The following is a 22,329-nucleotide window of genomic DNA, read 5'->3' on the forward strand; positions in this document are numbered from 1 at the left end:
AGAACCATTGGCAGCCTGATTCAACTTACCACGTCCGGGTGCGCGTTGCGTACCTACTTTCCAGGAACCGTATGCTGCCGGGAAAATGCGTTACGGTGCTGCCAGCAGGGTAACCCTGTGAAACATTGACGAACATACGATGTGGGTAGCCATGCCGTTTGGGAAGCAGGGGCTACAAAGCAAACAGGCTCCGCACAATCGTGTGCGGAGCCTGTCAGAGAAACGGTTCCGAGAGGGGAGTTGTGCTTTACTTAGCCAGATCCATCCCCAGAGTCTTCACAAGGAACGCCCATTGATCGGCTGCTTCTTCAATGATCTTTGCCGTTGGTTTTCCTGCTCCGTGTCCAGCTCGAGTTTCAATGCGAATCAGCACAGGCGAGCGACCAGACTGACTGGCCTGCAGTTTGGCTGCAAATTTGAAACTGTGGCCGGGGACGACGCGATCGTCTGTGTCAGCCGTCGTAACCAGAGTTGCCGGATACTGCACGCCGCCCTTTAAGTTCTGATAAGGGGAATAATCCAGCAACGCTTTGAATTCCTCGGGGTCATCAGCACTTCCGTAGTCATCGACCCAGAAGCGGCCGGCAGTAAACTTGTGGAATCGCAGCATATCCATGACACCAACAGCTGGTAAACACGCGCCGTACAGATCCGGACGCTGAGCCATACAAGCGCCGACAAGTAGTCCGCCGTTGCTGCCGCCCTGAATGGCAAGTTTCTTTGGCGACGTATATTTCTCAGCGATCAGATACTCAGCCGCCGCAATGAAGTCATCAAAGACGTTTTGCTTGTTGAGTTTCGTTCCGGCCTTGTGCCATTTTTCACCGTATTCACCGCCACCCCGCAAATTGGCCAGTGCAAAAACGCCACCCATCTCCATCCATGCCAAACGGCTGACACTGAATCCGGGCGTCAGTGAAATATTGAATCCACCATATCCATACAGCAACGCAGGATGTGAGCCGTCCAGCGTGAGTCCTTTGCGGTGGCAAATAAACATGGGAACTCGAGTTCCGTCCTTGCTGGTGTAGAAGACCTGTTTGGTCTCGTAGTCATCCGGATTGAATTTCACATCCGCTCTTCTCAGCAGTTCACTTTCGCCGGTGATCATGTTGTAGCGATAGGTGCTGGGGGGCAATGCGAAGCTGCTGAAAGAGTAGAAGGTCTCCGTATCACCACGCCGACCGCCGAAGCCTCGCGCACTGCCGATACCGGGGAATTCGACTTCACGAACGAACTTCCCGTCCATGGTGTGCAGGCGAATCTGAGTTTTCGCGTCCTTCAGGTATTCGCACACAAACATGTTTCCAACGATACCGGTGCTTGACAAAGCGTTTTCTGTTTCCGGAATGACCTCCTTCCAGTTCTCTCGCTGGGGGCGTTTCAAGTCAATGGCGATGACACGCTTATTTGCAGCCTCCACATTCGTCTGGAAATAGAGCACGTGATCGTCGTTACCAACGAAGGAATACTCATTCTCAAAGTTATCGATGAGCTCATACGGAAGCCCATACGGTTCCGTCAGATCTTTGACAACGATACGGTAGCGATCATCAGTTCCAACCCAGATCGTCAGTATCAGATACCGGCCGTCTTCTGAAACCGCATTCTGAAATCCCCATTCGGGGTGGTCAGGACGTTCGTAGACCAGGACGTCCGAAGACTGCTGTGTGCCAACCCGGTGGTAGTACACCTTCATATTCATGTTAAGCGACTGGAAGGCGGCATCTTCTTCGGGCTTCGGATATCGGGCGTAGAAGAATCCCCTGCTGTCCGGTGTCCAGTCGGCACCACTGAACTTCACCCACTTCAATTCGTCATCCAGCACCTTCTTCGTTTCGATTTCCATCACGCGCCAGGTGTTCCAGTCGGAACCGGCGTCCTGAATTCCGTAGGCCAGAAATCGGCCGTCGTCGCTGAAGGCCATCCCGGAAAGCGCGATTGTTCCATCGTCGGACCAGGTGTTCGGATCAATCAGGACGGACGGTGTGTCATCCAGGGTCTGCTGCATCCAGAGAACACTCTGATTCTGCAGGCCATCGTTTCGAGTAAAATAATACCGACCTCCGCGTTTGAAGGGTGCGCTGATCTTTTCGTAGTTCCACAATTCCGTCATGCGTTTTTCGATGGCATCTCGCTCAGGGATGGCCTTCAGAAAATCGAATGTCACCTTATTCTGAGCTTCTACCCAGGCGGCAACTTCGTCTGAAGAACGCACATCGTTCTCGAGCCAACGATACGGATCTGCGACTTTTGTGCCGTGGTAATCATCAATCTGATCCACAGTTTTTGTTTCAGGATACACGAGATTTTTTTCCTGCCCGGCCAACAGACTACACGAAATTCCGACCAAGAGTGTCGAGACGATTGACTTCATGATTCCTCCGAAATTCAAACAGAACAATTCACTCGCCGGGATAGCATCCGAGGCGAATTCATACCAGCCAGGCCCCAGGAATTAAACTCAAACGCACCGCAGCGCCAGTTCACCGCCTGTTGAAAAACGAGACTGGCTCGAGCATGAGACCGTAAAACACCATGCTTTGCAGTCGTCCTGCGTGCCGGTCCCGGTTTTTCAACCGACAGTTAAGTCTCTGACGACGGCCCGACAGCACCAGACATCAAATCGGATTGATTGGAAACGCAATGCAGATGCCAATCGCTCACCGAGGATCGCTCGATATCGTTCCCTGCTTCCCAGGCCCGGGTCCCTGACGGTCCAGACGCTGTCGGATCAGCGTCGAAAAATCCGGGGTGATCCCGCCTTTTCGTGCAATACCGTCAATGCGACAACGAGCTCGCAGGGTTTCGAAGTCATCATCGCCATCGCCGATCAGCCCGCGCGAAAATGCGAGCCGATCTGCAAATCCCGGGAGAACAATTTGTGGATTCAGCCAGTTAATCGGCTTTGATGTCAGTTGATAGGTGTGTTCGACGATGTTGTTGGTGCAGTTGTTCAGCAGCGAATGGTAGTACTCCGGCGTTTCCACAAGTGCCTGCATGCGAGCAGCGATACTGACAAACAGACTCTGTACCTGCTCACTGGTTGCATTTACGGGATACAGATAGACGCGGTCGTTCGGGCGGAACACGGTTCGAGATCCAATTTCATCCCGCTCATCTGCAACGACATAAATCAGTTCATACTGTCGATAGAGTCCTCGCGTCGGAGAGAACGACTCACCTCGCTCCCGACGAATTTCTACCGACACACTGAAGTAGCGAGGTCCGTCGCCCGGGTCATATGAGAACGTCAGAAAATTATGAGCAATCCCCTCGAGGGCAGTGAATTTCTGTACGACAAACCAAACTTCGCGCAACTGATCGATCTGAAATCGAAGGGTGGAATAGTTTACGTTTGTCTCATCCTCAGCGTCTTCCGGTCCGCTGCTGAATGTTATGTGACGGAATCCTGAGATGCTGACGTCTTTCCCGACGATCCGGATTTCGGGCACAATCGAATTGTCAAGTGCCCAGTCGCGGTCATTCGATGGTTGCTGAAGGAGAGTGAGGACGTAAACGATCACGACGCAGACCGTGATCCCAGCAAGCCGCAAACGACAAGTTTTTGTCCTCAAACTGACGTATACCAGGCAGATTCCATATGCAAGCGCAAAAGGAATTCGTAGCCAGCCAGGCATGGCGTCGAAGAAATATACTGCACCGAGACTCCATCCACACCAGCCGATCGCCACGGACCACAGGAAGCACCAAAGGCAGTTCGACGCCCACTTATGAGATCGCTTTGGCACCTGCATTTTTTGTTCGCCCAGTCGCCAGTCTCTGAGAGTTGAAAAGGTTCAAGTGTAAATTTCAGGATAGGATCGGCGACCAAACGGTGAAGTCCGGGCCATACAGTACCGCGAACAGTGGGCCACCGTACGACGGATGCCGATCAAGAGTCTCTCACGTGACCTGACATATAGCGACGGGATTGGTTCTGATTTGATTTCTCGTCACATTTGAACGTCGGTCAGTCAGTCACAGGCCATCCATTCAGGAAGCCTGCAAAATAAATGGGCGACCCTGAGGTCGCCCATTTTGTATGGCCCGATGGATTTTTGTTGCGGCTGTGTGCTTAACCTAACCTAACTATCCGTTGAAAAATCGGGAGAGGCACGCTGGACGGATGTCAACCGGCTTGTTTCCAGGTCTCCAGCTCGAGCCAGTCCGGTTTTTCGACAGGCTGTTAACGCAGTGCCAGAACGGATTCGATAATCCCATCGGAGTCGATTCCCTGATGTCCCATCTGCTGCCAGAGGCCACCAGAGCCTTCTCGGTTGGTGCCAATGTTGTTGTATCGACCCTTGAAGCCTCGTTTCAGAAGTTCCGTTCCGAACCGCGACCCCAGACCAGTCGCTACGTTGAACGATTCTGCCACCAGAACCATCGGGGCCGCTGCAAGCTTGCTCATCATGTCTTCGTCGTAGACATTCAGTGTCGCTTTGTTGATAAGTCCGACCTCAAGTCCCTGAGCCTTCAGACGGATGACAGCATCCAGAGCCCGGTACACCGTTTCACCAAAGCTGACGATATAACCATCTTTGCCTTCGCGAATGACGTCGTCTTTGCCTGTGACAAATTCGTAGTCGTCGCCATAGACTCGACTGCCGTCTTCTTTCAGCAGGTCCGGAACGCCGGACCGTGTTGAATAGATAAATCGAAGACCGGCGTCGCCGTAGATCTTCTTCAGGCATGCGCGGAACTGGTGTTGATCGGCAGGGAAGTAGAGCCGTGTGGTATCACGACCTTCGTCCGGCAGACCGTTCGCCGCGTACATGTTGTTCAGCCCGAAGTGGCAGGTATTGTCCGCCATGTCGTCGCAGCCGGCGTGCGAGAAATGGGCGAGGACATTCGACTGATTCAGCCGCGCCATCGTGATTTCTGAAACCACCATTTCGAGGAAGGCCGAAAACGTCCCGAAGATCCCCTGCTTTCCGGCTTCGAATCCAAACCCGGCGGCAGCTGAGTAGTTGCCGCGTTCCATGATACCGCCGCGAACAAAGACTTCCGGGTGCTTCGCGCGAACGTGGTTGAGTCCACAGCTACCCTCAAGGTCACTGTCAAAAACACGTACCGATGCGACGCGTTCCGGCTCTGGAATGGCGTCAAGGATCTCGTTCAGAATCTTGCCAAACAGATCCCGGTTCTTACCAACGCTCTTCGAATCACTACCCTGATAGGTTGGGCCGGATGGTCCTTTGGTGACGTTGTTCAGGTATTCGACTGCCGCCGTCTGTCCGCGTTCAGTCAGATATTCTTTTGCAACGGAGACCTTGATGACGTCGTGCCCGTGAGCACTGCCTTCGAGTCCTTTGACGCCAACACACATCTTGCGTCGATTAATCAATGCGACTGGCCCGTCAGTTGTGACCGCTGCACACATGCGTGCGTACAGACTGTCAAGTTCTTCCCCATCACCAATGTCGACCGGCAAACCATGTCCAGCGAGCGTTTTCGAAACATCGAAGCCCGGCAGGTAGTCGGACGGATGGCCTGCGATGGTCACATCATTGTCGTCGATCAACAGTTTGATGTTGAGTTTCTGCGCGACTGCCAGCCGGGCCGCCTCTGCATCATTCCCTTCCATCTGAGATCCATCTGATCCCAGCATGAAAACGACCTTACCGGGGTTTGCGATGGCGACTCCATTGACGAACGGCCACATGTGCCCCAGTCGGCCTGAGGAAAACTTGACGCCCGGGGTAAAGCCTCGCTCCGGGTGCCCCGGAAGATGAGAAAGGTACTCGCGATAGTGGTACAACTTTTCGACAGGCAGCTCACCTTCCAGAACGGCCATCAGATACTGCGTGGCGACACGGTGTCCTGCTTCGTCGAAAAAGACGGGCAGTACATTGGGAGTACCACCTGCGGCGGCATGCTTCATGAAGCCGTGCATGATGCAGACCTCAGGGACCGTGTCGAACGGGCCGCCGGTATGTCCACCCAGGCCCTTGGCATCTGCAATCGCAGTGAAGAAGACAATCGCATCGCGACAAATCTGGATGTTTTGTTTGAGCGTCTCACGTTGCTCCGCTGTCAATGCCGTCTGGCCGGGATCCAGTGCGATGGCCTTGTAATTCTTCAGCGGAATCGGGAATTCACCAACGTTTGACATCTCTTCCAAGCTCCTCAATCACAGCATTGTCAATCTCTCGAATGCCATCCGGAAAGCCGGACACACGGCTATCGACGGGTTCAAACAAGGAATCTGCACCGAGAGGAAGTCGGAAGTATGGTGGTGGGAAGCTGAAATGCAAACCCTGGCACAAAACCTGCCGGACGCTCTCCTGAGAGTCGTGTGAATGAGAATGGGCCGCAGGGGCCGTCGGACTTGCAGAATCCGGGGCGTTCTGGTCAAACTGCAGCGATCACGCTGCCTTCCAACGGAACTGCAGTCCTTCCTCGAATCGCCTTCCTTCTTCTTCCCACCTGACCTGAATTCAAAAGATCAGCTCGAACGCATCACGACAGCGTTTGTCCTTTCCAACAGAATTCAGGCTGACTCCGGATTTCAGTTATGGCCATTCCCCACCCGAACGCAGACCTGCATAACCGGCGGATCTTTCTGAAGCGATCATCGCTTGGCGCGGGAGCTGTTGCGGCGGCGTGGATGCTGCAGGAAAACAGCGTCACGGCAAAGCCACCGGGGGTGGATTCCGGCAACCAGACATTCGATCTGCTTCCAAAACAGCCGCCTCTGCAACCAACGGCAAAGGCAATGATTTCGCTGTTTCAGCATGGTGGTCCATCGCATATGGATTTGACCGATCCCAAACCAATGCTGACAAAGTACGACGGCAGCGATTACCAGGGCGACATTCAATACAGCTTTGTGAACGCAGCCAGCAAGAAGCTGCTGGGGACGCGATGGAAATTTCGCCAACATGGTCAGTGTGGTACGGAATTCTCTGAACTGCTCCCTCAAATTGCCAGCATCGCGGACGACCTCTGCCTGATCCGAAGCATGCACACCGGAGCCAATGGGCATGAAGTATCAATTCGCTATTTTCATGGTGGCATTCCCGGAGTCCTGGGGCGACCGCACTACGCATCGTGGCTTTTGTACGGTTTGGGTTCTGAAACTCAGAATCTGCCGTCCTACATGGTGCTGACGGACCCCGGTGGACATCCTGTTGACAGTACCAATAACTGGTCCAGTGGATTCATGCCGCCGCTGTTTCAGGGAACCGTACTTCGCCCCAGAGAACCTCGAATTCTGAACCTCGAAGCTCCTCCGCATTTGCAGGGTGAACCGCAACGACAGAATCTGGATTTGCTGCAAACCCTGAATCGCCGCTACTCATCCCAGTTCCCCAACGAACCCGATCTCGATGCACGAATCGCAAGTTACGAGCTGGCAGCTCGGATGCAGATTGCCGCAACAGATGCACTGGACATCAGTCAGGAAACCAGGAGTACCCAGGAATTGTATGGAATCCATGAAGATGCCACGCGTGAATACGGAACGCGCTGCCTGATTGCGCGGCGATTAGTCGAACGCGGCGTTCGGTTCGTCCAGTTATTTCTGGCGGGCCAACCGTGGGACAATCACAACAATCTGGTGACGGCGTTGCCAGCAGTATGCAGGAGAACGGATCGCCCCGCAGCCGGCCTTGTTAAAGATCTCAAACAACGCGGAATGCTCAATGAAACCATCGTTCACTGGGGCGGAGAAATTGGCCGACTCCCCGTGACTCAGGATCAGGGTGGCCCCGAAAAGCACGGACGCGATCACAATGGGCAGGGCTTCAGCATCTGGTTTGCTGGCGGCGGATTCAAACCCGGAATTGCGTACGGAACAACCGACGAATTCGGCCACAAGGCGGTGGAAAACGTAGTCACTCCCAATGACTATCAGGCTACCCTGTTCCGATTGTTTGGACTGGACTGGAAGGAACTGGTGTTTCCACACAACGGGCAACCGCAGATCGTAACCGCAGGCAGGGACGCAAGGGTCGTGACTGAGATCCTCTCGTGAAGTCAGCCCGTCGTTTACACTTCTGTTTTCAGATCGCTGCCTGCGTTTCCTGTGACGGGAGAGCAAACGTACTGCAGCAGTTGCTAAGCAGCACGCAAGACTGCTCCACTGATCACCTTGCGAGGACCAGTGGAGCCATCTGTCTGCAAACAACGAACCGCTGGACGTCTGCTATTTCGCCAGCTGTCGAAGCACAGTGTGTAAGATGCCGCCGTTGCGGTAGTAGACGACTTCAACTGGGGTGTCGATGCGGCAGGTGGTGACGAAGTGAACTTCGTCGCCGTTGGCTTTGCGGGCGGTGACCTCCACGGCCTGGCGTGGCTGAAGGTTATCATCCAGGCGGATGTCGAAAACTTCAGTGCCATCCAGATCCAGGCTTTCGCGGCTTTCGCCTTCGCGGAACTGCAGCGGCAGAACTCCCATGCCTACCAGGTTGCTGCGATGGATACGTTCGAAGCTGGTGGCAATGACGGCTCGAATGCCCAGCAGGTACGTTCCCTTGGCAGCCCAGTCACGAGACGAACTGTGCCCATATTCGGCTCCGGCCAGAACGACCAGCGGAGTTCCTTCCGCCTTATATTTCATGGCTGCGTCGTAGATGGAGGTCTTTTCGCCGCTGGGGAAATGAATGTGACCACGCTGCCTTCGGAACCCGGAGCAATCAGGTTCTTCAGGCGGATGTTGGCGAAGGTTCATATCGCCGCGGTCGTTACCTCGGCGACTCCGCAGTATTGAAGTCAACGGGCTTGACACCATTTTCCTGCGGGTACTTTCCGGCAGGCGAATCGCCTTTGATGTTACCGGCCGGGCTGATGTGGTCGGTGGTTGTGGAATCTCCGACAAACACCAGACAGCGAGCACCTTCGATGGCGGTGATCGGGGCCGGTTCAGCAGGCATGTCGACAAAGAGCGGTGGTTCCTGAACGTACGTGCTGTTGGTGTCCCATTCATACAGGTCGTACATCACTGCGCTTTCAATCTTCTGCCATTCTTCGGGACCCACGGACTTACCATGCATGCTGCTCGGGCAGACCGTTGGGAGACATCGAAGCTGCGATCGTGTCGGCGACTTCCTTCTGGGTTGGCCAGATGTCTTCAGATAAACATCCTGACCGTCGCTTCCCTGGCCCAGCGGTTGAGTGGCCAGATCAATGTCGACGGTTCCGGCAATGGCATAGGCCACAACCAGCGGAGGATGGCCAGGTAGTTGTGGCTTTCACCAGCGGGTTGACTCGACCTTCGAAGTTGCGATTTCCGGACAAGACGGCAGAAACGTCAGGTCACCGGTCATCACTAACAGCCACGGGTTCGGGCAGCGGGCCGCTGTTGCCGATGCATGTTGTGCACCCATAACTTCGGTCTGAAAGCCCAGTGCATCCAGAGCTTTGTCCAGACCTGACTTTTCGTAGTATTCTGTGACGACTCGACTTCCAGGAGCCAGCTGGTTTTGACCCATGGCTTGCTGATCGGCCTTCGCGGCTCAGCGATGCGAGCGGCAGCCCCGCGGCGATCATCACGCTGGAGTTCTTTCATTGTTGGCGCTGGTGATCGCCGCGATGACCTGGCGGCGCGTCCAGCGATTCGCCCATCGAGCCACCGACTTTGACAGGAGCCGCCGCTGTCTTGCCAGACGGTGCACTGCGGTCTTTGGTCCACGAGGAAAGCATATCCTTCAGCAGGATGCGGTCCTGAGGTCGCTTGGGACCGGCCAGCGAAGGGACCACATCGCCCATGTCGGGTGCCAGCTTGCTGCTGAAACGTGGTTCCGGCGAATCGGCATTGCGGAACATACCTGCTCTTTAGCAGCCCTTCATTCGTTCAATGACTTGTTTCGGCCGACCTGTGCGTTCCAGGTATCGCAGAGTTTCGACGTCGACCGGGAAAAAAGCGCCCATCGTTGCTCCATATTCCGGTGCCATATTCGCGAGGTGACTCAGTTGGCCCAGGCTAGTGCATCCAGGCCGGGTCCATCAAATTTGAATAAAATTTGCCAACGACTTTGTGAGCTCTCAGCATCTGAGTCACGGTAAGTACCAGGTCGGTGGCAGTTGGTCTTTCTGCTTGGCTGGCTTCAGCGGTTTTGTTAAGCCCTTCCCGGGCGTCGCGCTCAGATGGCTGCCCCCAGCGCTCGCTTTCGCTTCGATGCCGCCGACACCCCAGCCCACGACGCCCAGGCCGTTGATCATGGTGGTGTGACTGTCTGGGCTGCAGCCGAATATCCGAAACCATGCCTGAAAATAGGCGATATCCTTCTTGATGCCTTCAGTCGATGATCTTGACGTCCGGTCTTTGCGGCGGATGCTCGGTCACTAGCTCTTTTCTTTGCTTCGCGGCTCCTGCCGGCTCCGACCAGATTTGGCTGGCTCACCACCGAAATGCCGTCGAATACGAGCATTCTTTGCACTGCGATAAGCTGACTTAATCCCGAAATTAACTGCGATTAAGATCCCGCCAGATACCGCCCATCAGAATAATGCGCCGCGGGGCGGCGAGGTCCACAACGGCTGGCACGCCGGTGAAGTCCTGCAGGACCACTCGACCAGGCTTTTCCACTTCCGCCGGTTTGGCGGCGTTCCAGTTGGCCAGATTGGTAACGTCGTCGGCACTGACAACAAAACCATCAACGTTACGCAGACAGGCTTCCAGAAGAACTCGGATGGAAAACGGCAGGGTCTGAATATCGCCAATGCCATCCTTCGCCAGTTTTTGCAGGCTGAAATACTTCAGAGATCCCGCGGATGTTGAAAGAGTGGATTCAGCACCAAAAGGATTGGCAGAGGTCATTGTTGTGCAGCTTTACGGGTAGAAGGAAGGGTGATGGTCCGGAGGCGACGTGGAGGGTATAGAAACCGCCGGAGACTGACAATTCGGGATCAACTTCCGCATTTTCATGTCGGAACTGGCTATTGAGCACTTGTGATGTCCGGACGGAGCCGTTGGGCGTCCCCAAGATAAACGTGTTCGATCTGGTGCGGCGTACGTTCTGTGTTGATGTGAAGCAAAACGCGGATACACATCGGCATTGACCCGGTAACGGGTATCTCTCGCGCGCAAAGCAACGGAACATGGCTCATTCCGAGCGCACGGGCAGCTTCGGCAGGAAAAGCAGAAACCAGGTCTTCGGTCGTTGTGAAAACGGCCGAGACAATATCATCGAAATCGCTGATTCCATTTCGCTTTACGATTTCCTGCAGCAGTTCCCTTGCTGCTTCACGAATCAGATCGGCGTGATCTGCGGTGACAGAGATTGCCCCACGTACTCCTCGAACAGCCATTATTTTCCAACTCCGTACAGCCATTGTGCCCTGACAAAGCGTCGACTTTAGCGAACCCACCCGCTGTCAGCAATTCGGGCAGCAACGAATGCCTTCCAACATGAAATCGTTTGCAGGAACGAGACAAACCCGGGTTTTCAGACAGGAATTTTCCCTGAACTGATGCATCTGACTCCAGGACACCCCGATTTTTGGGGAGGCCGGGAAACTGCTTGAAGTTTGATTCTGCGATTGCTACCGTTCCGGCTCGTTTTGGACCGGGGTTCCAGCCCGCTCATCGTGCGCGCGAAGCTTTGCAGGGCGATGGGTGGCAAAAGGCGTCGACGGCATGATGGCTTCGACACCCCCCGTCCGCTTGTTTCGTCCGGATCCCGCTGCATTGTGTTTTGTGGCAGATGGGGGCGTCCGGAGGTTCGAGGGTAACCCGTTTTGCCTTCATCGTTTGCTGTGGCGAATCACGGCGATCAACCTGAAGAGGTTCTAACTCAATGGCTGCTGAAACTAAGTACGTTTATGTCTTTGGTGATGGGAAAGCGGACGGAGACGCCACTCAAAAGGCACTGCTGGGCGGAAAAGGTGCGAATCTGGCCGAAATGAGCCGCATTGGTATGCCGGTTCCTGCAGGCTTCACAATCAGTACTGAAGTCTGTACGTACTTCTACGCAAACGAGCGACAATACCCACCTGAGCTCAAGAATCAGGTTGAGGCAGCCATTAAGAACGCCGAAGCTGTCATGGGTGCAAAGTTCGGCGACACAACCAATCCGCTGCTGATGAGCTGCCGATCGGGTGCTCGCGAATCTATGCCCGGCATGATGGATACCGTCCTGAACATTGGTATCAACGAGCAGGTCGTACAGGCACTGATCAAGCAGTCCGGCAACGAACACTTCGCATGGGACAGCTACCGCCGTTTGATTCAGATGTATGGCGACGTCGTCCTCGGGCTCAAGCCGGAATCAAAGAACGATCCGGACCACTTTGAAGATATCCTCGATCATGCCCGTGAACAGGCTGGCGTTGAGCACGAAAAGGACCTCAGCACAGAAACCCTGAAGGATATCGTCGTCCAGTTCAAGGCTGTCATCAAGAAGCATGCCGGAATTGACTTCCCCGAAGATCCCATGGAACAACTTTGGGGCTGTATCGGAGCCGTATTCGGCAGCTGGATGAATGACCGAGCGATGGTCTATCGTCGGCAGTACGGAATTCCTCACAGCTGGGGAACGGCTGTAAATGTTCAGGCGATGGTCTTCGGCAACCTCGGCGACGACTGCGCAACGGGCGTCGGTCTGACTCGAAACTGCTCCGTCGGTATCCCCGGATTCTGCGGTGACTACCTGATCAACGCTCAGGGCGAAGACGTTGTTGCCGGAACGCGTACCCCAAAGCGTATCGAAGAAACGCTGAAGCTGGATGCACCAGACGCTTACGCTCAGCTCGACAACATCGGGAAAGCACTGGAACAGCATTACAAAGAAGTTCAGGACATTGAGTTCACTGTTCAGCGCGGCAAGGTCTGGATGCTTCAGACTCGAAACGCCAAGCGAACCGGCTTCGCTGCCGTTCGCATTGCTGTGGACCTGGTAAACGAAGGCCTGATCGACGCGAAGACGGCCCTTCAAAAACGCCGTATTCCTGCCGACGACCTCAACCAGCTGCTTCAGCCGATTTTCAACCCCGCTGATAAGGCTCAGGCGGAAAAGGACAATCGACTGCTGGCTAAAGGCATCAACGCTGGTCCAGGTGCAGCGACCGGACAGATCGTCTTCCATGCGTCGGACGCAGAGGAAATGTACAACGCGGACAATGATGTCCAGCTGATTCTGGTGCGTAAGGAAACCAGCCCGGAAGACCTGCGAGGCATGAAGGTTGCCAAAGGTATTCTCACCGCGTTTGGTGGGGCTTCATCACACGCAGCGCTCGTCAGCCGCCAGATGGGCAAGACCTGCGTTTGCGGATGCGACAAGCTCAACATCGACTACGAAGCTGGCACAGTCACTGTCGCCGGTCAGGTCTTGAAGGGTGGTGACTGGATTTCTGTGGATGGCTTTACAGGTGAAGTCTTCGCAGGCAAGATCGAAACCAGTCCTTCAGAAGTCATGGAAGTCATGACTGGTAACATGAAGCCGGAAGAATCAGAAGTCTATCAGCGATACGCTCAGCTGATGGCCTGGGCAGATGAACACCGAACTCTGAAGGTGCGAGCCAACACGGAATCGCACGACGCAGAAATCAGTGTTCAACTGGGTGCGGAAGGCGTGGGCCTTTGCCGAACAGAGCACATGTTCTTTGATCACCTTGACGAAATGCGGGAAATGATCTTCTCCCGGACAAAGGTGGATCGTGAGAAGGCCCTGGCAAAACTGATCACCTTCCAGCGAGACGACTTCACACACTTGTTCAAAGTAATGGCTGGCAAGGCTGTTACAATTCGTCTTCTTGACCCACCGCTGCATGAATTCCTGTCTGAGCACCACATGCACGAAGATCCAACGCTGGCAGCAAAGCTGGCGAAGACTTTCGGTGTGACGGAAGAAGACGTGAAGCGACGCGTTGCGGAACTGGTTGAATCGAATCCGATGCTCGGTCACCGTGGTTGCCGGCTGGGGATCGTCTACCCGGAAATTACCGCGATGCAGGCTCGAGCGATTCTTGAAGCCGCATGTGCCTGCAAGAAAGAAGGCATCGAAGTTCTTCCGGAAATTATGATTCCACTGGCTGGCTACAAGGCAGAAGTGGATAATCAGACTGCTGTCATCAAAGAAACGGCTGCTAAGGTCTTCGCAGAACAAGGCATCACCGTTGACTACATGACCGGCACGATGATCGAAATCCCACGTGCGGCAATGACTGCAGGCGAAATTGCTGAAACGGCTGAATTCTTCAGCTTCGGTACAAACGACCTGACCCAGACCGGTCTCGGCATCAGCCGAGACGACTACAAGGGCTTCATCGGTTACTACACAGAGCATGACATCATGCCAGCCGACCCGTTCCAGACCATCGATCAGGTCGGTATCGGTCGCCTGATGAAGACCGCTGTGGCTGATGGTCGCGGAACACGCAAGGATCTGAAGATCGGCATCTGTGGTGAACACGGTGGCGATCCGAAGTCAGTCTACTTCTGCCATGAAATCGGTTTGAATTACGTCAGTTGTTCACCGCGACGAATTCCAATCGCTCGACTGGCAGCAGCACAGGCTGCAGTTGAAGCTGCTTCAACATAATGGCTTTGTTGCCATCAGACGACCAACACTGACTTTCAGTGAATCGACAGAAGCCCTGCATTGATCTCAATGCAGGGCTTCGTTCATTTAAGCACTTCCGACACTGGAATGCCTCTGACCCGGCGACTTGAATTTCCACCGAAAGAAGAGGAAGTTACCTCCGGCCGACAGATCACCCGGACAGGTTGACGCGCCCGGATGCTGTCACCGATGATTCCCTGTTCTACCATCCAGAATGGCAGGACGTTTCAGTACCGCGATTGTCCGCGTCACGTGAATTGCCTTCTCACTGTTTGTTCAACTGAAATGCGGAGTGTTCTGTATGTGGATGCGAATTCAGATTGCAGCTTTCCTTCTGTTCATTTCAGCGACCTGCTTCACGGTGCTGGCAGACGAACATCGTTTTCTGATCATTCACGCCGATGACGCTGGAATGTCACATTCCGTGAATATGGCGACGATTCAGGGACTCGAATCGGGCATTGTCACTTCTGCCAGCGTTATGGTTCCCTGTCCCTGGTTCTCTGAATTTGCTGAATACGCAAGAACACATCCTGAGTTCGACTATGGAATTCATTTGACTCTGAATTCCGAATGGAAGCACTATCGCTGGGGCCCCGTGACCCCGAAAGACAAGGTCCCGAGTCTTGTGGACAAAGACGGTTATCTCTGGGATAACGTCCCGCAGGTTGCGGCTAATGTTCGAGCGGAAGAGGTCGAAACCGAATTGCGGGCGCAGATTGATCGGGCAAGGTCATTTGGAGTCCCGATCAGTCATCTGGATACTCACATGGGCGCGCTGGTCAGCCGACCGGATTTGATTGAAGTTTACGTCCGCCTGGGCATTGAGTACGACCTGCCGGTGTTGTTCCTGCGAACGCTGGATGATGATACGGCCGGAAAGTACGAGAGCCTTCGGGAATCAAGCATATCCATGGTGAAGTTGCTGGATTCGAAGCAACTGCCCGTTCTGGACTCACTTGCTCAGTTCTACGACGGAGAGACGCATGAACAGAGGACGAACAGCTATTACAAAGCCATTCGCAACCTGAAGCCCGGCGTCAGCGAACTGATCATCCACTGTGGGTTCGACAATGAAGAACTTCGCGCGATCACGAACAGTTCAGAACGACGGGATGGTGATCGTCGAATCTTCACCTCCGAAACCACGCGTACGCTTTTAAAGGATCAGAACGTAACATTGCTCAACTGGAAACAGTTCCGCGAAAAAGTTCGCATTACGGCGAGCGACAAATAGATGAAACCCACCACAACCCTCAGTCATCCTTCGAACGACCGGCTGCTCTCCCTGGACCAGTTTCGTGGATACACGGTCGCCGGGATGTTCCTGGTGAATTTTCTGGGTGGTTTTAATGTCACGCCGGCAGTGCTGAAGCATCATCATAGTTACTGCAGCTACGCGGACACGATCATGCCTCAGTTTCTGTTCGCTGTCGGATTTGCTTTTCGGCTGACTCTTGAACGTCGTATCCAGCGAGAAGGCAAATACGCCGCTTATAAGAGGGTTATTCAGCGACTGGCCGGACTGGCGTTGTTGTCAGTGGTCATTTACGCGCCGAGCGGGATCGCCGGCAGCTGGGTTGAACTGGTAGAACTTGGTCCGGCAGCGGTTCTGGCCCGTGTCATGAAACGCGAATGGTTCCAAACGTTGATGCACATTGCCGCGACTTCGCTTTGGATCCTGCCAGTGATCCGGCTTTCGATTGGAAGCCGGATCGTATTCCTGTTGTTCTCAGCTGGCATTCATATCTGGCTATCCTGGAAATTCAACTTTGCCTGGTGCAATACATCGCCCAATGCGATTGATGGTGGTCCATTTGGTTTTCTCACGTGGTCGATTCCTGCGATCGCAGGAACAATCGCCTGCGATCTGATGACGTCGGTGAACCGCGCCCGGTCGCTCGTCGTAACGGGCCTCGGACTGATGCTGATGGGCTGGGCTCTCTCCTGTGGGACTCGCTTTTACGACGTCGTTCCTTCAGGTGATGGCCCCGGCATTCACGAAAAGATTGCAGAAGATCCGGTTGTACCAGGACCAGGAAGGACATGGCATGGCTTCTGTGAACTACCGTTTATTGAACCACCTGGATTTGAAGACAGGCAGTGGAATTACTGGATGATGAGCCAGAGAGCCGGCACTCTCACCTATTTGCTGTTCGGTGCGGGTTTTTCTCTGGTTGTCTTTGCCGTCTTCCACCAGGCGTGCGATGTCTATCGCCTTGAATTCATGCCTTTTCGAGTCCTTGGATCCAACGCTCTGGCGGGGTATGTGCTGCACTTGATGCTGATGAATGCGATGGATCCATTCATTCCGCGAGACTCGCCCTTCTGGTACGTAGCTTTGGCGCTGGGTTTGTTCTTTGCCATCATGTGGATCTTCATCGGTTATCTGGACCGCAATCGAATCCATATCAGGCTGTGACTGGTTACCAGTTGTCGATTCAGCCGCTTACATTTCTGAAAGGAATTCCTCGATGCAATTGAGCGCGAGAAAGCAATGCTTGTCGCCACTGATGTTTGTGCTGGCAACTTCGCTGACAAGCCTGATGCTTGCGGCAGACGCTCCCACACAGCCGAACATCATGATCATGCTGGTCGACGACATGGGAGTGATGGACACTTCGTTACCTTTTCTGACGGACCAGAACGGAAATGAAAAGCGGTACCCGCTTAACGACTTCTATCGCACGCCGAATATGGAGCGTCTGGCGAAGCGCGGTATTCGTTTCAATAATTTCTGTGCGATGAGTGTTTGTTCGCCAACTCGCGTTTCCATCATGACCGGCCAGAATGCTGCGCGACACCGCACAACCAACTGGATAAATCCTGACAACAACAACGGTGGACCTCAGGGACCTCCGGACTGGAACTGGCTGGGCCTGAATTCGGATTCCATCACGCTGCCACGCCTTCTGCAGGCTCAGGGCTATAGAACAATCCACGTTGGCAAAGGGCATTTTGCACCTCGGCATGCCGAGGCCGCCAATCCTCAGGCAATTGGGTTTGATGTCAATGTCGCTGGCGCTTCGTTCGGCGCTCCGGGAAGTTACTATGCAAGCGAAAACTTCGGTGGCAAAGGCAAGAGGACTCACCATGCGGTGCCGGGCCTTGAACAGTATCACGGGACAGACACGTTTCTTACAGAGGCATTGACCATCGAAGCAAAGAAAGAATTGACGGCTGCAGTTCGCGAGGAGCGACCATTCTTTCTTTACTTCGCTCAGTACGCCGTACACGCTCCGTTTAACAGTGATCCCCGATTCGCAGAGAACTATAAGAATTCAGGCAAGCCGGCAAACGCACAGGCATTTGCTACTCTGATCGAAGGAATGGACAAGTCACTGGGCGATATGCTTGACCACATTGATGAACTGGGCGTTGCCGACAACACACTCGTCATCTTTCTCGGCGACAACGGAAGCGATGCTCCGCTCGGACATCAACATGCTGTTGCCTGTGCGGCTCCACTGCGCGGAAAGAAGGGTTCTCACTACGAAGGTGGCACGCGCGTGCCTTTCATCGCAGCGTGGGCAGCACCGGACCCGAAGAGCCCGACGCAAGCCAGATTGCCCATTGCAGCAGGTGCATTGCAGCCACAGCAGGCCGCCGTTCAGGATCTGTTTCCAACAATCGCAGCGCTGACAGAAACAAGCGTGCCCGATGCCCATGTTGTTGATGGATACAGTCTGAAGACTCTTCTCACGGCCAATCCGGACAAAGAACGCAACGAAGATTTTCTAATGCACTACCCACATTCGCCCCATCGGACGGACTACTTCACCGTGTTACGGAGCGGCGACTGGAAAGTGATTTACCATTACTTCCCAACAGAAGTGTCGGGCGGAAGTCATTACCAACTCTTCAACCTTAAGTCCGATCCATTCGAACAGAATGACCTTGCTTCATCCGAGCCGACCGTGCTTAAAACCATGATGACACGCCTTTCGAAGGCGCTCGAAGACCATCATGCCGTTTATCCCGTAGACAAGGAAAACCGAGTCGCGCTCAAACCGCTGGTTCCCTGATCGGGGGCGTTCAACACTTGTCCGCTTCTGCTCTCCCATTCCCGTTCTGTTGCGCCTGAACGGCAAAATGCGGGAGAGCCTGAGCAGACATCCACTGACTAATTCCCAGCAGATTCTTCATTCGGTTCCTGTTGAGATTCGCTCGATTCAGGTGATTTATCATGACGGTGTAATTTTAGCAGCAATCGATGTGCCTCCCGAAAGCGGGGGGCATTTTCGAGTGCTTTGAGTGCAAAACGCTTTGCCTCGTCAGTGTTCGATTCTTCGTGCTGCAGGCCGAGCCGATAGTTCAGCCGAGCTCCATCGTCCGGCCTTAATTGCAAAAGACTTGTCAGCGCCATGATGGCCGAGCTGCGATCATTCAGCGCCTCAGCGCCATCTGCCATTCTGGAAACAGCAGCCGTTTGGAAGGGATCAATGGCCATCACCTGATAGCCAAGCTGAACAACCATTGAAAGAACTTCGGATTTGGATTCATCCTGCTCATGGGTCAGGGCGTTTTCATGTGAGGAAAGTGCCAGCTCCTGCAGTCTCAGCGTTGCTGCAAGATCATCGGCTGTATGATTGAGGTGTTCCTGCAGGACGGCCTGTTCATCCTGCAACCGTCCCTGCTGACGATAGAGAGCAGCGAGCTGTTTGCGCGGTCCGCTCGTACTCGAGTCGTCCGGAACCAATGTGATCAATCGAAGCAAACTTTTTTCTGCCTCCGAAACATGACCGGCCTCTGCGCTGATATCCGCTGAAATCAACACCGCCGGGTAACAGTTCGGATTCTCCTTTACGAATGATTCCAGAACCTCCGGATTCGCAAGTGCAGATTCCGGGATATCGTCCGAATCGAAGCTTACCCCCGGAGCGTAGCGTTCCGCCTCAGCGCGAAGGTAGGTGGCAAATGAAGATTCGAGACCTTCAAGTCCTCCGGTATGCCTTTCCAGTGCATCATTGATCGACAAACCGGTGTTCAGATCGTTCAGGATGGCAATCAGTGTTTTCAGCCCATGTTCATTGACGAGGTGCTCAACAACCATGGACGATTCGAAGTAGGCAAAGTTGATGTCACTTCCATCGGACGCATTCAGGAATGCGCTGCTGAGCTCACGAATCGGAGTTACCGCGTTGTCTGCATTCAGGATACGATCGCGACAGGTGGCATCCATCCGTTGTCCCCAGCGTGAATCCTTTCGGCGTTCTTCGTAGACCGAAATCCCTTCGCTCAACCATCGTGGAATGCGATTCGATGTCATCTGCAGGGTGACAACATGGCAGAACTCATGCCAGAGCACTGATTCCCAGTTCGCCGGCGAATCGCGTCGCGTTGCAGGACTATTGGCAGTGATTACTTTTCCAAAACAGACGCCCAGAAATCCCGCGACATCCGGAATACCGAAGGTACGCACAGCGAAGTCATCTTTGCGGTCGAACATCTCCAGAATAATTGGTCCCTCTGGAACAAACTCATATCGATCGACCATCGCCTGGTAGGCAGATTCGAGTAATTCGACGGCCCGCGAACCGTACACGCGTGCTTCGTGAGCATCCATACGAACTACAAAGTGTTCCGATTCCAGACTCACAAACTTCTGCATTCCGTCGCGAAGCTGAAGCAGATTGAAAATCGTCGTATTGTAGGCATCCGTTTCATATGCCTGCTCGGCCAGTTTCCACCCCTCCTCTTCCTCTCCCAGCCGGAGCAGGTCCTGAGCCAGTTGAATGCGAGAATCATTATGCCCGGGATCAATTTCCAGTGCACGGCGTTGATAAGCGGCTCCTTCCGCAAAACGATACTTCTGAGACAATTTGCGTCCGATCAAATGCAGGACCTCAGCATTGGGGCCGGAATACTTCGTGGCAGCGTCCAGGCTTTGCGTTTCTCCATCGGAATCGTACTGCAGGTGATAGATCACCGCCCTGAGTGCATGCCCTTCAGGACTGTTCGCGTTCACTGCAAAGACCTGTTCGAGTAATTCGATTGCCTCCTGATAGGCTTCAGAATCAATTCTCTGTTCGACGATTCGATGCATCGCCGGTGCAAACCGTGGATTGATTTCCAGAGTTTTTTTCAGCAGCTCGGCTGAGGCTTCCTGGCCAGATGACTTGAGGGCTTCAGAGGCTTCGAACAGAAGCTCCGGGTTTGACTCGAAAAGCTCAATTGCCGGCAGCAGGATTTCACCCGCAAACTCAAAGTCACCTTTCTGATTAGCCAGATGCCCGGCTGCGATGACACCATCCGGGCGAGTTTTAAAATTCCGGCGAGCACGATCAAAGAAGCCCTCCTGTACATCACGGGCATCAGCTCCCAGGACGAGCGCTGCCTGTCCAAGAGCCACAAGATCATCGGCATCGGTGTAACGCCACGAGGCACTGGAGACAAGTTTTTCAATATTCGTCAGTGCTTCTGCGGCCTGCTCCTTCCGACCATTCGCCATCGCTGCCTGATGTTCGAGCATTCGAAGACGAACACTCCACGAATAGCGTTCAATGCCCGCTGCGATCGTTTGCATCGCTTCTTCATATCGACCTGTGGCGAGCTCGCACTGAGTCTTCAGGACAGGCCATTCTTCTCCATAGCTGCGATCCGCAATGGCAGCAGACGTTTCTGCAAGGCACTCCTCATACTGGCCGGTACGCAGAAGCTCCTGACATTCAGAAATCGATTTCGATATCGGTGCAGATTCCGCCCGCGGTAACCCGTTCGTAATTGCGTTCAGCAGAATCGCAGCAACACCAACAGACGCCTTAACGATTGAGGAAATATTCCGTTCAGATTGCATCAATTTGTTCCGTTCCAGCGCAGGCAGATCAGATGCTGATTTCTGTCGTCAGGATAACTCCGGTCGTACGGAATGCACAGTTCAGATGAAAGGTTCCGGGAATGCAACGCCTGATCCGTAGACAAGTGAGCAGGCACACGAGAACCCATCCCGTCATCAAGACCACAGGCAGCGTAACCGATACAGACGAGACAGGCGTTGAGAAAAGGCAGCACACTTGCACGATCCAGACGAACCGCACAAAAGGTTTGAACACTGTGTTGGCGGCGATCTACGGTTGGTTGGGTCCGCATCGAACACTGCAACTGCCGGGAGCGTTGGCATGCATCAACTGACCGTTCTGGATTTGGTCCGACAGGAAAGCGAAAATATCGTTTCGCCGGCATTGACGATTCGCGAGGCAGCAGAGCGCCTGATTCAGTCGGAATGCGACTTGCTCGTCGTGAAGGACACCGACGGCAAACTTGCCGGTGTCGTCTCCGAGTCCAGCGTTGTGCGAAGCCTGCTGGCAAACAACACCGAATCAATAACTGTTCATTCGTTGATCGTTGCTCATGCGGAATCTGTACGATTAACGTCTCCGGTCGCAGAGATTTCACACCTGTTTCGAGCATCATGCAACACGGCCCTGGCTGTAGTCGGGACAGATGATCGTTTGGCCGGAATCCTTCTGCGTCGAGACGTCATGGCGGCGATGCTGGAGGCATTGGCAACGGATGGCAAGGAATCAAAGACTGGAAGCGCGGAAAGTTTCGTGAGCCAATCGAACGTCGGGGCCGCACCAGCCGCCCCCGCCGATCAACATACGAGGCAATCCGCGGCCAGCGACAATGTCGAGGATTCTATCCACCGAGTTGAGCCCGCAGACGAATCAACAAGCCAGCCAGGCAAAAGCGGACCGTATTTCCTGCGCGGCAAGGATGCGAGAAAGCGGCTGAATCAGGCGGACGATGGTTTCCGCGGATACCCGGAACAGCCCTGGTAGGCAGCTATGCCTCGTTCAGGTGTTGCGGAAATCCCCAAAGG

Annotated in this window: 18 protein-coding genes; 7 read left to right on the forward strand and 11 right to left on the reverse strand. The window is 54.1% G+C overall.

Annotated features, from left to right (window positions below):
• Positions 1 to 247: 247 nt before the first annotated feature.
• The 3 genes from R3C20_10195 to R3C20_10205 all read right to left on the reverse strand — a co-directional run bounded on the left by R3C20_10195 (position 248) and on the right by R3C20_10205 (position 6,118).
• Entirely contained in the window at positions 248 to 2,305 is a 2,058-nt protein-coding gene (locus R3C20_10195) for a prolyl oligopeptidase family serine peptidase (GenBank protein MEZ6040867.1), read from the reverse strand.
• A gap of 358 nt (positions 2,306 to 2,663) precedes the next feature.
• Positions 2,664 to 3,527, reverse strand: coding sequence for a DUF4105 domain-containing protein (locus R3C20_10200; protein MEZ6040868.1), 864 nt, complete (start codon positions 3,525 to 3,527; stop codon positions 2,664 to 2,666).
• A gap of 662 nt (positions 3,528 to 4,189) precedes the next feature.
• Positions 4,190 to 6,118, reverse strand: a complete 1,929-nt coding sequence (locus tag R3C20_10205) for a transketolase C-terminal domain-containing protein (GenBank protein MEZ6040869.1) — start codon at positions 6,116 to 6,118, stop codon at positions 4,190 to 4,192.
• A 402-nt stretch (positions 6,119 to 6,520) separates the two neighbouring features.
• Here R3C20_10205 and R3C20_10210 point away from each other — a divergent pair, with 402 nt between their 5' ends.
• Positions 6,521 to 7,981 carry a DUF1501 domain-containing protein gene (locus R3C20_10210; protein ID MEZ6040870.1) on the forward strand — a complete coding sequence of 487 codons (1,461 nt, stop codon included), beginning with the start codon at positions 6,521 to 6,523 and terminating at the stop codon, positions 7,979 to 7,981.
• A 171-nt stretch (positions 7,982 to 8,152) separates the two neighbouring features.
• On the opposite strand, the gene R3C20_10215 is transcribed toward R3C20_10210, so the two are convergent.
• The 5 genes from R3C20_10215 to R3C20_10235 all read right to left on the reverse strand — a co-directional run bounded on the left by R3C20_10215 (position 8,153) and on the right by R3C20_10235 (position 9,900).
• Positions 8,153 to 8,566, reverse strand: coding sequence for a hypothetical protein (locus tag R3C20_10215; GenBank protein MEZ6040871.1), 414 nt, complete (start codon positions 8,564 to 8,566; stop codon positions 8,153 to 8,155).
• 124 nt (positions 8,567 to 8,690) lie between these two features.
• Positions 8,691 to 9,164 (reverse strand): hypothetical protein, encoded by a 474-nt coding sequence (locus R3C20_10220; protein ID MEZ6040872.1) that lies wholly within the window; start codon positions 9,162 to 9,164, stop codon positions 8,691 to 8,693.
• A gap of 33 nt (positions 9,165 to 9,197) precedes the next feature.
• The gene (locus R3C20_10225) at positions 9,198 to 9,437 is read right to left on the reverse strand and encodes a hypothetical protein (protein MEZ6040873.1); all 240 of its coding nucleotides are present in this window, start codon (positions 9,435 to 9,437) and stop codon (positions 9,198 to 9,200) included.
• A 73-nt stretch (positions 9,438 to 9,510) separates the two neighbouring features.
• Positions 9,511 to 9,771 carry a hypothetical protein gene (locus tag R3C20_10230; GenBank protein MEZ6040874.1) on the reverse strand — a complete coding sequence of 87 codons (261 nt, stop codon included), beginning with the start codon at positions 9,769 to 9,771 and terminating at the stop codon, positions 9,511 to 9,513.
• Between the two features lie 9 nt (positions 9,772 to 9,780).
• Positions 9,781 to 9,900 carry an aconitase family protein gene (locus R3C20_10235; GenBank protein MEZ6040875.1) on the reverse strand — a complete coding sequence of 40 codons (120 nt, stop codon included), beginning with the start codon at positions 9,898 to 9,900 and terminating at the stop codon, positions 9,781 to 9,783.
• 192 nt (positions 9,901 to 10,092) lie between these two features.
• Here R3C20_10235 and R3C20_10240 point away from each other — a divergent pair, with 192 nt between their 5' ends.
• Positions 10,093 to 10,254: a hypothetical protein gene (locus tag R3C20_10240; GenBank protein ID MEZ6040876.1), complete on the forward strand. Its 162-nt coding sequence runs from the start codon at positions 10,093 to 10,095 to the stop codon at positions 10,252 to 10,254.
• A 157-nt stretch (positions 10,255 to 10,411) separates the two neighbouring features.
• On the opposite strand, the gene R3C20_10245 is transcribed toward R3C20_10240, so the two are convergent.
• The gene (locus R3C20_10245) at positions 10,412 to 10,765 is read right to left on the reverse strand and encodes a hypothetical protein (GenBank protein ID MEZ6040877.1); all 354 of its coding nucleotides are present in this window, start codon (positions 10,763 to 10,765) and stop codon (positions 10,412 to 10,414) included.
• 119 nt (positions 10,766 to 10,884) lie between these two features.
• Positions 10,885 to 11,256: a chorismate mutase gene (gene aroH / locus R3C20_10250; GenBank protein ID MEZ6040878.1), complete on the reverse strand. Its 372-nt coding sequence runs from the start codon at positions 11,254 to 11,256 to the stop codon at positions 10,885 to 10,887.
• 488 nt (positions 11,257 to 11,744) lie between these two features.
• Between aroH and ppdK the strand changes: the two genes are divergently transcribed.
• The 4 genes from ppdK (at position 11,745) to R3C20_10270 (ending at position 18,532) form a co-directional block, all read left to right on the forward strand.
• A complete protein-coding gene (gene ppdK, locus R3C20_10255) occupies positions 11,745 to 14,486 on the forward strand; it encodes a pyruvate, phosphate dikinase (GenBank protein ID MEZ6040879.1) in 2,742 nt (913 codons plus the stop codon).
• A gap of 322 nt (positions 14,487 to 14,808) precedes the next feature.
• A complete protein-coding gene (locus R3C20_10260; protein MEZ6040880.1) occupies positions 14,809 to 15,744 on the forward strand; it encodes a polysaccharide deacetylase family protein in 936 nt (311 codons plus the stop codon).
• Complete coding sequence (locus R3C20_10265; protein MEZ6040881.1) at positions 15,745 to 16,929, forward strand: hypothetical protein; 1,185 nt, start codon at positions 15,745 to 15,747, stop codon at positions 16,927 to 16,929. It begins immediately after the preceding gene.
• 52 nt (positions 16,930 to 16,981) lie between these two features.
• A complete protein-coding gene (locus R3C20_10270; protein MEZ6040882.1) occupies positions 16,982 to 18,532 on the forward strand; it encodes a sulfatase in 1,551 nt (516 codons plus the stop codon).
• 98 nt (positions 18,533 to 18,630) lie between these two features.
• Here the strand turns inward: R3C20_10270 and R3C20_10275 are convergent, their stop codons facing one another.
• Positions 18,631 to 21,303 carry a peptidase MA family metallohydrolase gene (locus R3C20_10275; protein MEZ6040883.1) on the reverse strand — a complete coding sequence of 891 codons (2,673 nt, stop codon included), beginning with the start codon at positions 21,301 to 21,303 and terminating at the stop codon, positions 18,631 to 18,633.
• A 322-nt stretch (positions 21,304 to 21,625) separates the two neighbouring features.
• On the opposite strand from R3C20_10275, the gene R3C20_10280 reads away from it, so the two are divergent.
• Positions 21,626 to 22,288, forward strand: coding sequence for a CBS domain-containing protein (locus tag R3C20_10280; GenBank protein ID MEZ6040884.1), 663 nt, complete (start codon positions 21,626 to 21,628; stop codon positions 22,286 to 22,288).
• Positions 22,289 to 22,329: the final 41 nt, after the last annotated feature.

The organism is Planctomycetaceae bacterium, from assembly GCA_041398825.1.
Taxonomy (GTDB): Bacteria; Planctomycetota; Planctomycetia; order Planctomycetales; family Planctomycetaceae; genus F1-80-MAGs062.

Bases quoted from the DNA above. Each gene is read 5' to 3' on its own strand.
- R3C20_10205 (MEZ6040869.1), bottom strand. From the start codon at position 6,118: ATGTCAAACGTTGGTGAATTCCCGATTCCGCTGAAGAATTACAAGGCC.
- R3C20_10210 (MEZ6040870.1), top strand. From the start codon at position 6,521: ATGGCCATTCCCCACCCGAACGCAGACCTGCATAACCGGCGGATCTTT.
- R3C20_10215 (MEZ6040871.1), bottom strand. From the start codon at position 8,566: ATGAAATATAAGGCGGAAGGAACTCCGCTGGTCGTTCTGGCCGGAGCC.
- R3C20_10225 (MEZ6040873.1), bottom strand. From the start codon at position 9,437: ATGGGTCAAAACCAGCTGGCTCCTGGAAGTCGAGTCGTCACAGAATAC.
- R3C20_10230 (MEZ6040874.1), bottom strand. From the start codon at position 9,771: ATGTTCCGCAATGCCGATTCGCCGGAACCACGTTTCAGCAGCAAGCTG.
- R3C20_10235 (MEZ6040875.1), bottom strand. From the start codon at position 9,900: ATGGCACCGGAATATGGAGCAACGATGGGCGCTTTTTTCCCGGTCGAC.
- R3C20_10240 (MEZ6040876.1), top strand. From the start codon at position 10,093: ATGGCTGCCCCCAGCGCTCGCTTTCGCTTCGATGCCGCCGACACCCCA.
- R3C20_10245 (MEZ6040877.1), bottom strand. From the start codon at position 10,765: ATGACCTCTGCCAATCCTTTTGGTGCTGAATCCACTCTTTCAACATCC.
- aroH (MEZ6040878.1), bottom strand. From the start codon at position 11,256: ATGGCTGTTCGAGGAGTACGTGGGGCAATCTCTGTCACCGCAGATCAC.
- ppdK (MEZ6040879.1), top strand. From the start codon at position 11,745: ATGGCTGCTGAAACTAAGTACGTTTATGTCTTTGGTGATGGGAAAGCG.
- R3C20_10260 (MEZ6040880.1), top strand. From the start codon at position 14,809: ATGTGGATGCGAATTCAGATTGCAGCTTTCCTTCTGTTCATTTCAGCG.
- R3C20_10265 (MEZ6040881.1), top strand. From the start codon at position 15,745: ATGAAACCCACCACAACCCTCAGTCATCCTTCGAACGACCGGCTGCTC.
- R3C20_10270 (MEZ6040882.1), top strand. From the start codon at position 16,982: ATGCAATTGAGCGCGAGAAAGCAATGCTTGTCGCCACTGATGTTTGTG.
- R3C20_10275 (MEZ6040883.1), bottom strand. From the start codon at position 21,303: ATGCAATCTGAACGGAATATTTCCTCAATCGTTAAGGCGTCTGTTGGT.
- R3C20_10280 (MEZ6040884.1), top strand. From the start codon at position 21,626: ATGCATCAACTGACCGTTCTGGATTTGGTCCGACAGGAAAGCGAAAAT.